Below are 15377 nucleotides of genomic sequence, written 5' to 3'. Positions count from 1 at the left end.
AGCAGGACACCAGCTTTCACTTTTTGCGTTTCGAAACCCTTACTTGGGTAATAACTCATAATTCACCATATTAATGTGATGAAACACAAAACGATGTTGCCTCAACAGTACTCAATGACTCTAACCGATTGCAAATATCCTAAAATCAGTGGCTGTCTGATCATCCAGTGCATTCATGAAGCTGCATGAACTAAATACAGAAAGGCGTGATTTAGCGTGTATCCAAGACACTCTGCATTTATGAGGATTTCAATTTTCATCATGGTTCTAACGCTTACGGCATGCTCTGGAGCAGCTGAGCCTCCCGCCAGTCCAGAAATATCAACACCGGTCAATGAACAGGTCGCATCTCCTGAAACCGAGAACGAGCAAGCTTCCGAAGGGACGCGTCCACAGAGTGAAAACTTTGATTTGATGACGGGTGAGGGTAACCAGTCACTTACAGCCACCTTGCATCAGGGAGAAGATTTTTCCTTATACGTATTCGAAAAGTTTGCTTTCGACGCTGCCGAAGGACGTCTATTTCTTAGCAGCAATCCAGAATACTATGTTGATATTGAGTCACTGCCTACAAATTATGACCTAACGCAGCTTAAAGCTGCAGGAAAAAAGGAATTGGAAGAGTTCGGCGAAGTATCCGATTTTAGTGGAGAGCTCGTCGAGCATCCACTGGGTTCCGCCGAGCTTTACCTACAAACCTCGAGTGGTGAAGGGATAAACGATTATATCGTGTGGCAGCCTGAAACAGGCGACGCATTCCTGTTCCGCCTTCACAATCCAAAAGGCGAAGAGGCTTCGGATTTTGCCGGTCCGGTCCTCGTTTCGTTATCTACGGTTCAAAGCGATTCAAAATGAATGAAGTTTTGCACCGATTATTCCAGAAGAGACGGGAATCATGCAAGGGGCTCGAAAAAGACACTGGATCAGCTGCTTAAGTTCTGTCTGAGGTCAAGAACATTGTGCCGTAGCTGTTGATGTTGTCAACAGAAGATATAAACACTAGACTGACGACCGGTTTCAGCTAACGGGCAGAACTGCTCAGCAAGCACAACTACACAAAAAGGAGGTCAACCAGTAAGTTCTGGTGACCTCAGTTATGATCTATCCGTCTGTACGAAGCGTCAACAAGCGTTTTAGGTTATCATCAATAAATTTGTTATCGGCACTGTTGATTCCGCGACCGGCAAAATGTCCCCAGATCGACTTGATCGGATTGAAAACAGCATTAGGCATAAGCTTAGCCTCGTATTCGTTATCATCCGCAGAGCAGAAGAGATCCGTGCTCCCCGGCATGACGCAGGCAAGTGCTTTAATGCTCTTGAGCGCCTTATCGAAATCTCCGTTGTAGGAAGAGTTTGCGCTAATATCTGCATTTTGTCCTGTCCATAACATGGCTAAGACATTGTGCGGATCCATCTTCATGAAACTATCTTCCCAGACGCCCACCATAAAATCTGCCAATGAGTCAAATCCCAGCTCACGATAAAGTTCTTCTCTGTAAAACGCGTGTGATACGCCCCATCCGGCATAGACACGACCAACCGCGCGCATGTCTGCAGAAGTCAACTGATTTAGTTCACTTGAATCGAAGCGGACTGCAGCCATGAGCGGAGCTCTCATTCCTTCCAGGACCACATACGTCTGGGGCCAGGTCTTTGCAACTCCGGCGAAAGGTGCAATTCGTTCCACCATGTCGGGATAACTTGCCCCCCATTGGAATGCTTGAATGCCTCCCATTGACCATCCAACGACGAGAGCGATCTTTTCAATACCGAATTTTTCGGTCACCAGCCGATGCTGGAATTTAACGTTGTCATAGATGGTTACCCCCGGAAAATGAGCCCGGTCAAATGGGGGAGGCGTGTTACTGGGAGACGAGGATAACCCGTTGCCCAATAGATTTGGAACGATAATGAAATATTCTCGCGGATCTAGGGCCATGCCGTTTCCAATCAACCATTCATTCTGAATATGCTGATCCCCAAAAGCAGTTGGATAGACGATGATATTATCTTTCTTTTCATTTAATCTTCCATAAGTTTTATAAGCAAGAAAAGCGCTCGGTAACGTCACACCTGATTGCAAGGTTACGTCACCCAAATCAAAAATCTCATAATCCATCGTTTTGTCTCTCCCTTCAAAATGAAACCACACATGTAGCGTGTATTTCTTGTACTAAGTATAGGTCCGTGGTACTCTCAATAAAAGTGAATGAAATTCAAAGTTGTATTCAATATTATTGAAAGTAAGAAGGGGGATCATATGATGGAATTGCGCCAATTGAATACGTTCCGCACGGTTGCATCAACATTAAATTTCACTCGGGCTGCGGAAGTGCTGAACTACGTCCCCTCCAACGTCACGATGCAAATGAAAGCCTTGGAGGATGAGCTTGGTGTTCGTCTCTTTGACCGCTTGGGCAAGCAGCTCGTCCTCACAACTGCAGGTAAACGCTTTTTAATTCAGATCCAAAGTGTTTTAGACAAATTGGACGAAGCCCGCAGCGTCGTTCATGATAATGAAAATCTTATCGGCACCCTAACGATCAGTGCCAATGAGGTCATTTGCGCCTATCGGCTTCCAGCTGTCTTTCAACTATTTCGTTCACGCTATCCAGGAGTGCGTCTCATCTTCCGCTCCGTTCCCAATCAAGAACTCAAGCAAGCGCTCTTTGAGGGAGCCGCGGATGTCGTCTTTATGTTGGACGAACCCATTCGCTCGAGCGGACTTGCAGTGGAGCCGATGGCGGAAGAAACTTTCCGCTTATTCGCTGCTCCTGACCATCCACTTGTGAAACCAACGGTGCTGCAGTTGGAAGACTTTCATGGACAAGTGTTTCTTACGAATGAAAAGGGATGTCCCTATCGAACCATGTTTGACCGGCAATTTGAGAAAGAGGGCATTGATACGATTACTTATTTAGAGTTTCAAAGTGCCGAAGCCATTAAACAATGTGCAATTTCGGGAATCGGTATTGCCTTTCTTCCTGAAATCGTAACGAAAGCCGAAGTTGAACGGGGCGAACTTGTTGCTCTTCCATGGCAAATTCCGGACTTGCACGTGTATACGCAGATGTTATGGCATAAAGATAAGTGGCTTTCACCCATCATATTATCTTTCATAGAAGCAGCAAGGGAAGTTATCGGTTAAGAGGAAGAGAATCTATTATAGTTAGCTATATTAGTTAGCTACTTTAGCGAATGATTTTGGGGCCCATGCGGACACACGATCCGCTATTTACCGAAAATCGGTTCATTTGGGAGTCTATCCGGACACACGTTCCGTTAATCTAACCATAACCACAAATTTAGCCCGCAATAACCTACAATAGCGGATCTCATGTCCTCATACATCCGCTAATGAGCAGAAAAAAACAAATAGCAGAACTACAGTCCTCACACATCGGGGGGACGGTAAGCTTTAAAAGGGTCGTTGGTTCACTCATCATTCGCCTTAACCATATTAACCTAACTGAAGCACACCATTGAACCACACGGATTTGATTGCCAAGGAATCCGAGATCTTCGTTGTTGAATCACCAAGATTGGAACAGACACGGGGGATACATCCGTCCCTACCAGAATATCCACATCGGGTTTGTGCAGATCCATGGCTTTTTTTTAAGCCTTCAGGAATATTTATTTACCATTTTGAGCAAATAATTACGGAATTCTGCAACATAGGATTGGGGCTCTACGATTTCTAGATTCGTACCGAAACTTGCTAAAAATTGAAATCCAATACTGTTCTGAGGAATATGGATAGTGGCTAAGAAATATTCAGAGTTAAAGTTTTCAATGCTCTTGCGACCGTATCTTTCAATGAATTGATCTTTTACACTGGGCGCAATCAACGCCTTGATTGCAACAAGTTGAGGTTGATAACCAGCTTCATTTTGTTCTAATGCATAATCTCTAGGGTTAAATGTTTTTTCATCCATATTGAGATTATCGATCCTGGATAATTTAAATGTTCTATAGCTCTGACGATGTAAGCAAAACCCCTTTAAATACCAACTCGTTTCGCTAAAATGAAGCTGATACGGCTCAACAATTCGATTCGTTATCATGCCATTTTTATCTATATAATCAAATGAAATTAACTTTTTCCCTATTATCGATTCCTGGCATGTTTTCAAGGTTTGAAGAATCTCGGACCGACCCTCCCAATCATAAAATGAAAGTCGGACTGAACTTTTCAGTGACATGGGGTGAACCATGGCTTCCATTTTTTTAATCGTGATTTCAACTTCCTCGCTAATTAGAATTTGTTCCAATCCGCCGAGCGCAGTCAATATATTTTCTAAGTCGTAGCTGCTTAAAAGACGTTTATCCACCTTGTATTCATCCATAATACCGTACCCACCATGAATTCCATGAACTGAATAGATGGGAATGTTGGATAAGCTCAGTGTTTCCATATCGCGAAGAATCGTTCTTTTGGAAACGTTAAATAATTGTGCGAATTCTTTTGTTGAAACGATATCTTTTTTCAGCAAAATCATGATAATAGATATTAATCTCTCAACCTTCTCCATAGCTGCCCCTCTTTTGATACAAATTTTTAAATGGTGACATGCGTCTGTCACCACTAATAAATTATACTTCATTTATCAAAAGAAGGAGGTACAACTTTATGTCAGCTATTGTATATTTAAACTTTGATGGAATCGCAGAAAGAGTAATTGAATTTTATGCGGAGGCTCTAAATGCGAACGAGGTAAAAAAAGTGAAATTCAGGGATTTTCCTCAGGATCCAAACTATCCGTTGCCAGAAAATGAACTCGATATGATCATGGAGTCTTCGGTAGAATTTGCAGGCGGGAAAATTATGATGTCGGATATTTTGCCTTCCATGAAGGCGGTGACAGGTGAGCTGGTGAAAGGAAACAACGTACTTATTAGTCTAGTCATGGACGATAAACAAACTTTGGAAGAATACTTTAATCAATTGTCTGTTGGCGGCCATGTTGTGATGCCGTTATCTAATACTCCTTGGTCTTCGTGTTTTGGAATGCTGGTTGATCCGTTCGGAGTTGCCTGGAAATTTAATAGCGACGCAGATCGCTTCCTTGATAAAGTCATTTCAAACAAACAGTAACTCATTCAAAACATGGCCTTCCAATGAAAGGGCCATGTTTTGATATTCTCATTAGAAAGGAGGAGGGTGGGTTTTAGCTATGGAAATTGAACATGTAATTCCAGTAACATCAAGAGTGGATTTAAGGATTTGGCTGCAGAACCATGGCAAGACAGAGAAGTCTTGCTGGGTTTTGGTTAGTATGACGCCAACCTCTGATAAGTTGTTATATTTGGACGTCGTTGAGGAAGCCTTATGCTTTGGATGGATTGATGGAGTCAAAAAGAAAATGTCTGAAACCGAGCTGGCCCAGAGACTGTCTCCTAGAAGTAAGAAAAGTTCATGGACTGAATTAAATAAAGAACGCGTCCGCCGACTCGAAAAGCTGGGGTTCTTGAGAGACGAAGGCAGAATGGTTCTTCCTGAGATGGATCACGATTCTTTCAGAATCGATGGAGTTATTGAGCAAAGAATAAAAGAGGAAAAGCAAGTATATGAGAATTTCATGGCATTTTCAGATCTTTATAAGAGAGTTCGGATCGACACGATACAAAGTTATAAGAATCAGCCAGAGTTATTTAAGAGCAGATTAGAAAAATTCATAACCAACACGAGAGAGAATAAAATGTACGGTCAATGGAACGATAATGGCCGTCTACTAGATTATTGATATTTCTGGGTTGAAGGCACACAACCCTAGTCCGGTTGGTACCGAACTAAGGTTGTGTGCCTTACCTGTTTTATCATTGGAACTCTATTGTATTCGACATTATGAAATCAAAAAATTCCTCTAGATGATTTGCTACTCTTTCAACTTCTTCAAATTCAGGTTCATATCCACGTACGATAGCACCAATGTCATTTGTTAAATCAATTGCATAGAAGGAATACCCACCATCAACTGACATCACGATCGGCAGGTAAGAATCCCACCACGCCGTTATTTCTGATTTCCATGTCTCATCGTCCATTGCTGCTTCTAAACTGAGCAATTCAAATTCATTCCATTTAAATGCAGTATCAGAGCTAGGATTATATTCATTCTCACAAAGGAACCACGTCTTCTCACTAGGCGTGATGCATTGTTTTACAACACTTAAAAATTCTAAATATTCACTAGGAATTTCTGTATATCTAGCTATAAAGCTGCCACTTAAATTCACGTTGTTATCCGACTTTTTGGTTATCGTCCAGCCGTTTTCTTTAGCCCAATTCATAAATTCATTCATTTTGTTAATCATGGTCCACCTTCTCCCGCATTATTCACTCCCATTTATTATATCTGAAATGGTATCGAATAATAAATTGAAGACGAATTGATCTTTTCTGCACCTGAAATTGATTTCGCTATCCTATGATATGGATATCTTGCAAGTAAGGAGTTCATGTGTGTATGAAAATGATACAACGATGGGTAAGCATTTTTCTGTCAACAGTGATACTTTCGACCCTCGTCCCCTGCAGTGCGGCTGACGACACGGGGCAGTCTCAGCTCGCGACGACGCAGGAGCCTGTGAACGGCGTCCAGGAATTGTTCGGCAGCAGCTTGTTCGTAGGCGACTCTATTATTGGAGGACTGACGAACGAGGACCTGCTTCCTGGAGCAAACGTTATGGGGGGATTGGGCGCAACGGTCCAATCTACGCTGGACAACGTCGAGGAGATCACGAGCCGCAAGCCGACGCATGTGTTCCTGTCAATGGGACAGAACGATCTAGGGGAACCGACGGAGGAAGCGAAGAAGACGTTCATACAGCGTTACAAGCAACTGGTTGATCGTATAAGGGAACCATTGCCGACTGCGCGCGTGTACGTACTATCGATTACGCCGGTAGATACCACAACGCCGTTCAGTGCGTCCATGAACCTGCAGATTGAAATATTTAATACAGCCCTGCAGCAGATGGCGAAGGGGAAGGGAGTAGATTATATTGACCTTGCCCCCATTTTCCGGCAGCACAAGATTCAATACGATGAAGACGGCTCTCATTTCACGAACGCATTTTACCCAATCCTCTTGGGGTTCTTGAAGGAGCGGACGGATCTGGCCGAGCAACCGCGCGGTCCGGCGGTCACCGATCCGAACGAAGTCTACAAAGCAGCGTTCAGCCACAGTGTTTTCCTGGGCGATTCCATCCTGGGTGCGTTGTCCTATCTGAACAAACTGGATTCAGCGAATGTCATCGCTCCAAGCGGTGCGACGCTAGATCTCACTCTCATGAACGTCGAGAAGCTTGCCAACCAAGCACCGGAGCATATATTCATTCTGCTGGGCAGCAATGACATTCGGTTGTCGGATAAGCAGACATTCAATGAGAACTATCGCCAGTTAATCAGCAGCATTCGGAACAAGCTGCCCAAGACAGATATTCACATCCTGTCGATACCGCCAGTCGACGAGAACGCCCTGAAGCAAGAGCCTCGGTATGCGAACATTACGGACTTCAACCAAGCACTTGATCAGTTGGCCGATGAAATGAAAGTCGATTACGTGGACTTGTCATCCCTCTTTGCCGCCAACAATATCCGTTACGCGGACAACGGTGTTCACTTCAAGCCGGATTTCTATCGGCTGCTTCTGGATTACTTGATGGAATTCGTAAAGTAGGGATGTGGCAGGTTTAGGTGAGCAGAAATTTTGCGATTTTAGTCTCAAAATAGATTAGCGTTGTGTCTCGAGAACAACGTTTGTCTAGCATGTGAAAAAGTGCTAATATCCAAATGAAGCACATACTGGTGAGTCTGAGGGGCTAATGTTAAGCTCATTAAAACTTGAGAGGTTGTCACATGTCTAAAACAATAATGATTGTAGAAGATGAGCATATTTTACGAGAAATCATAAAAGATTATTTGCTGGAAGAAGGTTATGAAGTGCTTGAAGCGGACGATGGAAAAAAAGCTCTGGCGCTATTCCAGGAACATGAGCTGGATTTGATCATTCTGGATATCATGCTCCCTGAATTGGACGGATGGTCCGTATGCAAACGCATTCGAAAAGTATCAAACGTTCCGATTATCATGCTGACGGCCCGTTCGGATGAGGATGATACCTTGATGGGGTTTGAACTGGGAGCTGACGACTACGTAACCAAACCGTACAGCCCTGCAATCTTGCTGGCACGGGCAAAGCGGCTTTTGGAGAGCAGACAGACCCGGGAACAAGAAGACGATACATTGTCCAGCAACGGTATTTCCATCCACTTTCCATCCCGAACGGTTACGGTGGATGGGGTAAACTGCAGTTTGACGCATACGGAATTTGAAATTTTGGCTTATCTAATGAAAAACAAAGGAATTATTATCACCAGAGAACAGCTGATTACAAAAATCTGGGGTTATGATTTTGTCGGCGACGATCGGACTGTTAACAGTCATATCCGCAATTTGCGTGCTAAGTTAGGGGAGCATGCCAAGCATATTGCCACGATCGTTCGATCAGGTTATAAATTCGAGGAGAAGTTATGAAAAAAGGCATTGTTCTTAAGTTGTTCCTATTAACGACGGGATTATGCTTGTTCATTCTTGCCGTTATCTTTACCTTGCAGACCGTATTTTTCAAACAGTTTTATGTTCATCAGAAAGTGAAGGACGTGAACGCGGCGCTTCAGGCTTATGAACAAGATTACCTGAATTATGCAGTAGACACGCAGGGGACGGCAAAGCTGGAGCAAGACTTTTATCAAAAGCATAACACCTGGATCACGACTGTGGACACCCGAGGGAATTTAAAGTATACCAACGATTTCTTCATGGAGATCAAGCTAGAGCATTCCGATGAGGCTATGTTTTCCAATAAAACAATAACCATCCCCCTATACAGTTTTATCAACGTAGAGGACTTCAGCAGCGATAATCCGTTCCTCATTCCTTGGATTCAAGAACGGGAAGAGATCGCCATGGAAGGCTTGATCATGAACAATCAGCCGGTGATCCAGCGGATGGCGATGCACGCATACAATCTAAGAGAGGAAAACCAGCTGGAAAATCGGCAGATGGTCAACAAAGAGGGCGAGGTCCTCAATCGAACGAACGTGATCCAATATCGTGAAAAATATCCCACATTTCTGGTCAAAGGAATTATTACGAAAGTTCGAATACCGGAAGGTGCAGGAGTCTCGCGTTATACCAATCACTTGTTTCTGGATCGAATCAAAGCTTTCCAAGCGGATCTTTTGTACGGCGACTTTCAGGATAGCACGAACGCAAATCAGATCATTGATTATGAAGAAAACCACGCGAATTACAAAATTTTCGTGGACCGCATTCAAGATCGCGACGGAAATCCCGCATATCTGTTCGCGATGACGTCACTCCAGCCGGTTAATGAAGCCGCAGGGATGATCAAGGAATACTATGTCTACATCATTATTGCCACTCTGCTTCTCGTGGTGCTGGCATCGTTCTATTATTCTCGTCAGATTACTCGACCGCTGCTGCGCATCAACCGTACCACACGGCAAATGGCAGAACTTGATTTTTCGGAAAAAATCCCAATTACAACGAAGGATGAAATCGGGGACTTGTCTCACAACATTAACGAGCTCTCCGAGCGCCTGCACTCTCATATTCTTCGGCTTGAGCAGGACATCGAGAAAGAAAAGCAGCTGGAGCATACGAGAAAAGAATTTATATCCGGCGTATCCCACGAGCTGAAAACTCCGCTAAGTGTTATTCAGAGCTGTCTGGCCATTATGAAGGACGGGGTGGCAAGCCATAAAAGGGATTATTACTTTAAGGCGATGGAGGACGAAGTCAAAAGAATGGATCTGCTGATCGTGGATATGTTGGAACTGGCCAAATATGAATCCGGAACGTATACCATGGATATGGATTCTTTTTATATCGACGCCGTTATCGAGCGGGTATGCGCAAAATTGGCTACGGACATCGAGGCAAAGCAATTACATCTTGATATGTCACTGAAACCTGTCGAAGTGCTGGCAAATGAGCGGCGAATTGAGCAAGTCGTTGTCAATTTCCTCGGCAACGCGATTCGCTATACGCCGGAGCAGGAGTCCGTTCTCGTCAGTATCATAGAAGAGGGGGACACCGTTAAAGTTTGCATCGAAAATAAAGGAGCCAACATTCCCGTTGATCAGCTTGAGAAGATCTGGGACCGGTTTTATCGCGGCGAGCCTTCCCGAAAACGGTCGACTGGAGGGACCGGGATTGGCCTTTCCATCTCCAAAAAGATTCTGGAAATGCATGGTGTTCCATATGGTGTAACCAATACTCCTTATGGGGTCCTATTCTATTTTCATTTGAATAAGAAGGCGTAGAACCCGGTTCTGCGCTTTTTTATCAGGGACAGACCTTGATCAGAGTCTGAGGAAAAGAAAGCTTAGAACAAAAAAACACAGACGGCGACTCATTTCGCTTGCAGCCATTGGTTTACTTTGTTTTTGTCTGATGAAATGGATGCCATGGGATAAGGATCCCGTTTTGGGTCAGCATGGAGAAGAGTTTGTGAACCAACTGACCATAAGGAATGTTAGCAAGCCTAAACTGGAAGGGAAGATGGTTTATTTAACGTTTGACGACGGTCCGAGCGAATGGACGGAGGAGTTTCTTGACGTTTTGCAGCAATATGGCGTAAAGGCGACTTTTTTCATGCAAGGAAGCAACCTGCAGCGCAAGGATCTGCAAAGTGTCGTGAAGCGTGCAGCAGACGAGGGACACTATATAGGCGGGCACAGCATGACTCATGAATACAATAGACTGTATGAAGAGAGGGAATTCGTATCGGAGATGAAAGACAACTTGGCGCTCATCCATGAAATTACAGGTGAACAACCGAATTTGGTGCGTCCGCCATACGGTTCAGCGCCTGGACTGGACGATAAGATGCTGCGCGACCAAATTGCCCAAGAAGGAATCAAGATTTGGGATTGGACCATTGAATCGAATGATTGGCAACTGGAGGATCACCCGGATCAAATTGTCGAGAATATCAAACAAGCAACAAAAGTCGATTTAGAAGTCGTATTGATGCACGAAAAGCCGCAAACCCTGCAGGTTCTTCCGGAGATCATCGAATTCTACGAAGAAGAAGGCTACCAATTTGGTGTTTACGACGATAACGAGCATTTTCACTTGAATTTTCAAAAGGATCATCGCTTGTAGACGCAGCAATAGCATCCTTTGGAACAGGGAGCTGTTCTTGAAGGTCTTTTATGGACCTGTCAGGAACAGCTCCTTTTTGTTTGCCGCAACCTAAGCCTCATACTCTACGAAAGTTTGATATCATCTGCACCTTATCTTTATCTCCGGCGATTACACTTTTTTCAGGAGGAGGAGAGAACTTTATGAGAAAAGGCAGCTCGATTATAATCACCCTTTTGTCTGTGCTGGTGATCGTTCTGCTGTATCAACTTGTTTCCGGGGAAGGGACAGCAAGCGAACGTAAAGCCGGCATGGATGTCCGCTCGGATAAGATAAGAACGCTAGAACACCAGCCAGAAACGCCTTATAAGGTCGTGATTGATTCGGGACATGGCGGTAAGGATAACGGAGCAACGGGAGCCAGTGGAAAGTTTGAGAAGGATTTTACTCTGCAGCTAGCGCTAAAGGTAGAAGAACTGGCAAAACAAGAGTCGCAGATTGAGGTGGTTCTCACTCGATCAGAGGATCGCTTTATATCTTCGATTGACCGGGAACGGCCGGAAATCGGCAACCAACTGGATGCGGATTTGTTCATATCCATTCACGGGAATACGTACGAAGACGCTAGCGTTTCGGGTACAGAAACCTACTATTATCATGAAGATTCCCAGTTCTTGGCGGAAATTATGCAAAAGCATATGGTTCAGACCAGCGGATTTCGGGACCGGGGAGTAAAAAAGGAGGATTTCTTCGTCTTGAAGGATTCGAACATGCCGGCGGCTCTAATCGAAATGGGTTATTTAACGAATCCGCAAGAAGAGAAAGAAATGCTGACGGAAGATTTCCAATACCGGATGGCAAGCTCCATACTAGACGGAATTAAAGAAGCTCTAAATTTAAATTAAAGAGAGGAACATATTATATGAAAAAAATAGTTACAACCCTACTTCTTGGGAGTATTACACTTGCCTTGGCAGCATGCGGAAACGAATCTACCAGCTTGAGTCCGCAGCAACCGACCCTTCAAAACCAAGGACAGGTAACGGAATCAAAGGGCTCTGTAGAAACCGAGTATCAGGCACTCTTCCAGAACAGCGTATTTTTTGGGGATTCCATTACGGAGGGTTTATCTTTCCATGATGTGCTTAAAGAGGAGAATGTTCTGGCAGGTGCAGGAAAAACGGCGGAATTCGCACTTCAAGATATGGACGAGTTGATCAAGCGGGACCCGGAACGTATCTTTATCCTCTTGGGTTCGGATGACATTTTATGGCAAGCGGATAACCCGAAAGCCTATTCCATGAAAAACTATGCGAAGCTGATCGGTATGATCAAGGAAAAACTTCCAAAAGCGAAAGTAACCCTTTTATCGGTAACCCCGGTAACGGCGAAAGCGGAAGAACTGGAACCAAGATACAAAAATATCAATGATTATAACGAAGGCTTAAAGGAGTTGGCGGAAAAAGAGAACATTGGATATGTTGATTTGTCCCCGATATTATCAAACGGCTCGAATGATCTGTACGACTCGGACGGCATTCATTTTAAACCGGAGTTTTACAATAGAATGCTGGATCTTCTAAAAGATCAAGTGGAATAGCATGCTATGGATCAACCAACTCGGGGGTGTGAATATTGGTCTTTAGCAGCCTAATATTTCTGTTCCTCTTTCTGCCGGCCACCATTCTGATCTATTACGCATCTCCGATGAAATTTCGAAATGCTGTCCTCCTTGTTGTCAGCCTGATTTTTTATGCATGGGGAGAGCCGTTATACATTTTCATCATGATCTTCTCCACGGTCTTCGATTATATCAACGGGCTGTTGATCGATAAGTATAGACATCGGAAGCTGATTGCCAGATCGATTTTTATCGGCTCGATGGTCGGCAGTCTGGGTATTCTCGGATTTTTCAAATATGCGGATTTTGTCGTGGACAACATCAATCAGTTGTTTCACATGAATATCCAAGCGGCCGAGTTGCCGCTGCCTGTGGGCATATCTTTCTATACCTTTCAAACGATGTCATATGTCGTTGACGTTTACTTGGATAAAGTATCGGTACAAAGGAATTTCATCTCTTTTGGGGCATATGTGACGATGTTCCCGCAGCTTGTAGCGGGTCCCATCGTCAAATACGGCGATATCGCGAAACAGCTCGTTTCTCGTAAGGTGTCGCTGGACCGTTTTGGCGAAGGGGCGGAGCTGTTCATCAGGGGACTTGCCAAAAAAGTGCTGTTGGCTAATAATATCGGATTATTGTGGGCGAGTGTTAAATCGACGCCGATCGAGGAACTGAGCGTACTCTCCGCCTGGCTGGGCATTACCGCATTTACTCTGCAAATCTATTTTGACTTTAGCGGTTACTCTGATATGGCACGAGGACTGGGGAAAATGTTCGGATTTGATTTCATGGAAAATTTCCGTTATCCCTACGTCTCTAAAAGTGTAACCGAATTTTGGCGCAGATGGCATATTTCGCTTGGCAGCTGGTTTCGGGAATACGTTTATATACCGCTTGGCGGTAATAGGTCAGGGTTTATGAAGCAGCTCCGGAATTTACTGGTCGTATGGTTTTTAACCGGATTGTGGCATGGCGCCAGCTGGAACTTTATCGTGTGGGGCTTGTATTTCGGTTTCTTTGTAATCATCGAGAAACGATTTCTTTTGCAAAGTCTTGGACGTTTACCCGCTTTTGTCGGCCATGTCTACACGCTTCTGGTCGTTATGATCGGATGGGTATTGTTCGAAATGGAGCATCTGGCTTCCGCTTGGCGTTTCATCGGAGTGATGTTCGGTTTCGGCGGGTATGCATTTGTGGATCAGCAGGCGCTCTATGATTTGTCTACGAATGTTGTATTGTTTGTCGTATTGGCAATCTGTGCAACACCGCTTCCAGGAAAGATGTTATCTTCCATGAAGGAAAGGCGGAAAATTGCCGGCGTGATTACCGTTCCACTTATCTATCTTGTATTTATGCTCCTGTCGACGGCTTATTTGGTCAATGAAACCTACAATCCGTTTTTATATTTTCGATTTTAAAAGGGGACAGCCATGGGATATTACAAAAATTTCAAAAGTAAATTGCTGGCCTTATTGCTGCTCTTGTTTATAAGCGTCATCGCAGTTCTTAATCTTTTGTCGGCGGATCGTTCATTTTCGGAGTCGGAAAACCGGATGCTGGAGCAGCTGCCGCATTTCTCGCTGAAAGCATTGCTGTCAGGAGATTTCACTGCCGATTTCGAAAAATATGTATCCGACCAATTTGTTTTCAGAGACTTTTGGATGGGGGCAAAAACCGATATGGACCGCATGATGGGGAAAAAGGAGAGCAACGGAATTTACATCGGCAAAGACGGGTATCTGATTCAGAATTTTATTCCCCCCGCAGAAAAGGATTTGGAGGAGAAGGTTGATGCCATTCATGCGTTTGACCACGCCACGCCCGGTTTGGACAAATATGTGATGCTGGCGCCAACGGCAGCAGCTATATATCAAGACAAGCTTCCAAAATATACGATCATCGGCGATCAAGAAGCCTACCTGAAAAAAGTAAAGCAATGGATGTATCCTAATCTTCGTTTTATTGATGTTTTTCCAAGTTTATATGCTGCGCGTGATCAACCTATATATTATAAAACCGATCATCATTGGACGACGAAAGGCGCTTATATCGCTTACCTGGAACTTTGCAGACAAATGGGGCTGACACCTCAGAAAGAGGAAGAGTTTAACATTCAGCAAGTAACCGATGAATTTTACGGCTCGCTTTATTCAAAAAGCGGTTTCAGACATGTACAGTCCGATCGTTTGGAGCTTTATTTGCCAAAGGATCAAGAGAAATATACTGTAACGTATGTCGATGAAGAGAAGACCACGGATTCATTGTATGCGATGGAGCAGCTGCAGAGGAAGGATAAATATGCGGTGTTTCTTAACGGTAATCATGCACGAATCCATATTAAAACGGCTAATCCGAGCGGTAGAAAACTGCTGGTGGTCAAAGATTCATACGCTAACAGCCTCATCACTTTCTTATTAAAGCACTTTAGCGAAATACATGTGGTAGACCTTCGGTATTATGAGGAGGATTTAGCGTCGTTCGTGCACGAACAGGGGATCCAGGACATGCTATTGCTTTATAATGCGAATACGTTTTTCGAGGATCCATCCATAAAAAATGTAACGGAGTGATC

Annotated in this window: 15 protein-coding genes; 12 read left to right on the top strand and 3 right to left on the bottom strand. The window is 44.1% G+C overall.

Annotation, left to right across the window (positions count from 1 at the left end):
• Window positions 1-261: 261 nt before the first annotated feature.
• Complete coding sequence (locus CRG97_RS17105) at window positions 262-855, top strand: hypothetical protein (protein WP_237566460.1); 594 nt, start codon at window positions 262-264, stop codon at window positions 853-855.
• A 246-nt stretch (window positions 856-1101) separates the two neighbouring features.
• Here the strand turns inward: CRG97_RS17105 and CRG97_RS17100 are convergent, their stop codons facing one another.
• Window positions 1102-2121 (bottom strand): alpha/beta fold hydrolase, encoded by a 1020-nt coding sequence (locus CRG97_RS17100; RefSeq protein ID WP_098745480.1) that lies wholly within the window; start codon window positions 2119-2121, stop codon window positions 1102-1104.
• Window positions 2122-2265: 144 nt separating this feature from the next.
• On the opposite strand from CRG97_RS17100, the gene CRG97_RS17095 reads away from it, so the two are divergent.
• Window positions 2266-3150: a LysR family transcriptional regulator gene (locus CRG97_RS17095; protein ID WP_098745477.1), complete on the top strand. Its 885-nt coding sequence runs from the start codon at window positions 2266-2268 to the stop codon at window positions 3148-3150.
• 478 nt (window positions 3151-3628) lie between these two features.
• Here the strand turns inward: CRG97_RS17095 and CRG97_RS17090 are convergent, their stop codons facing one another.
• A complete protein-coding gene (locus tag CRG97_RS17090) occupies window positions 3629-4537 on the bottom strand; it encodes a helix-turn-helix transcriptional regulator (protein ID WP_098745474.1) in 909 nt (302 codons plus the stop codon).
• Window positions 4538-4635: 98 nt separating this feature from the next.
• Between CRG97_RS17090 and CRG97_RS17085 the strand changes: the two genes are divergently transcribed.
• Window positions 4636-5100 carry a VOC family protein gene (locus CRG97_RS17085; RefSeq protein ID WP_098745470.1) on the top strand — a complete coding sequence of 155 codons (465 nt, stop codon included), beginning with the start codon at window positions 4636-4638 and terminating at the stop codon, window positions 5098-5100.
• Between the two features lie 79 nt (window positions 5101-5179).
• Window positions 5180-5749, top strand: coding sequence for a YdeI/OmpD-associated family protein (locus CRG97_RS17080; protein ID WP_098745468.1), 570 nt, complete (start codon window positions 5180-5182; stop codon window positions 5747-5749).
• 73 nt (window positions 5750-5822) lie between these two features.
• On the opposite strand, the gene CRG97_RS17075 is transcribed toward CRG97_RS17080, so the two are convergent.
• Window positions 5823-6320, bottom strand: coding sequence for an SMI1/KNR4 family protein (locus tag CRG97_RS17075; protein ID WP_098745465.1), 498 nt, complete (start codon window positions 6318-6320; stop codon window positions 5823-5825).
• A gap of 152 nt (window positions 6321-6472) precedes the next feature.
• Here CRG97_RS17075 and CRG97_RS17070 point away from each other — a divergent pair, with 152 nt between their 5' ends.
• The 8 genes from CRG97_RS17070 (at window position 6473) to CRG97_RS17035 (ending at window position 15375) form a co-directional block, all read left to right on the top strand.
• Window positions 6473-7687: a GDSL-type esterase/lipase family protein gene (locus CRG97_RS17070; RefSeq protein ID WP_098745462.1), complete on the top strand. Its 1215-nt coding sequence runs from the start codon at window positions 6473-6475 to the stop codon at window positions 7685-7687.
• Window positions 7688-7866: 179 nt separating this feature from the next.
• Window positions 7867-8544 carry a response regulator transcription factor gene (locus tag CRG97_RS17065; RefSeq protein ID WP_098745459.1) on the top strand — a complete coding sequence of 226 codons (678 nt, stop codon included), beginning with the start codon at window positions 7867-7869 and terminating at the stop codon, window positions 8542-8544.
• Window positions 8541-10358, top strand: coding sequence for a sensor histidine kinase (locus CRG97_RS17060; RefSeq protein WP_098745456.1), 1818 nt, complete (start codon window positions 8541-8543; stop codon window positions 10356-10358). Before CRG97_RS17065 ends, CRG97_RS17060 begins: the two co-directional genes overlap by 4 nt.
• Window positions 10359-10488: 130 nt before the next feature.
• The gene (locus tag CRG97_RS17055) at window positions 10489-11202 is read left to right on the top strand and encodes a polysaccharide deacetylase family protein (RefSeq protein WP_098745453.1); all 714 of its coding nucleotides are present in this window, start codon (window positions 10489-10491) and stop codon (window positions 11200-11202) included.
• A gap of 182 nt (window positions 11203-11384) precedes the next feature.
• Window positions 11385-12086 (top strand): N-acetylmuramoyl-L-alanine amidase family protein, encoded by a 702-nt coding sequence (locus CRG97_RS17050; protein WP_098745450.1) that lies wholly within the window; start codon window positions 11385-11387, stop codon window positions 12084-12086.
• A 17-nt stretch (window positions 12087-12103) separates the two neighbouring features.
• Window positions 12104-12781, top strand: coding sequence for a GDSL-type esterase/lipase family protein (locus tag CRG97_RS17045; RefSeq protein ID WP_098745447.1), 678 nt, complete (start codon window positions 12104-12106; stop codon window positions 12779-12781).
• Between the two features lie 35 nt (window positions 12782-12816).
• Window positions 12817-14223 (top strand): MBOAT family O-acyltransferase, encoded by a 1407-nt coding sequence (locus tag CRG97_RS17040; protein WP_098745444.1) that lies wholly within the window; start codon window positions 12817-12819, stop codon window positions 14221-14223.
• A 12-nt stretch (window positions 14224-14235) separates the two neighbouring features.
• Window positions 14236-15375: a DHHW family protein gene (locus CRG97_RS17035; protein WP_098745441.1), complete on the top strand. Its 1140-nt coding sequence runs from the start codon at window positions 14236-14238 to the stop codon at window positions 15373-15375.
• The last annotated feature ends 2 nt before the right edge of the window (window positions 15376-15377 follow it).

The sequence above is a fragment of the Paenibacillus sp. EZ-K15 genome, assembly GCF_002573715.1.
GTDB lineage: Bacteria > Bacillota > Bacilli > Paenibacillales > Paenibacillaceae > Paenibacillus_AQ.
This window is presented reverse-complemented; position numbering and strand designations above follow the sequence as displayed.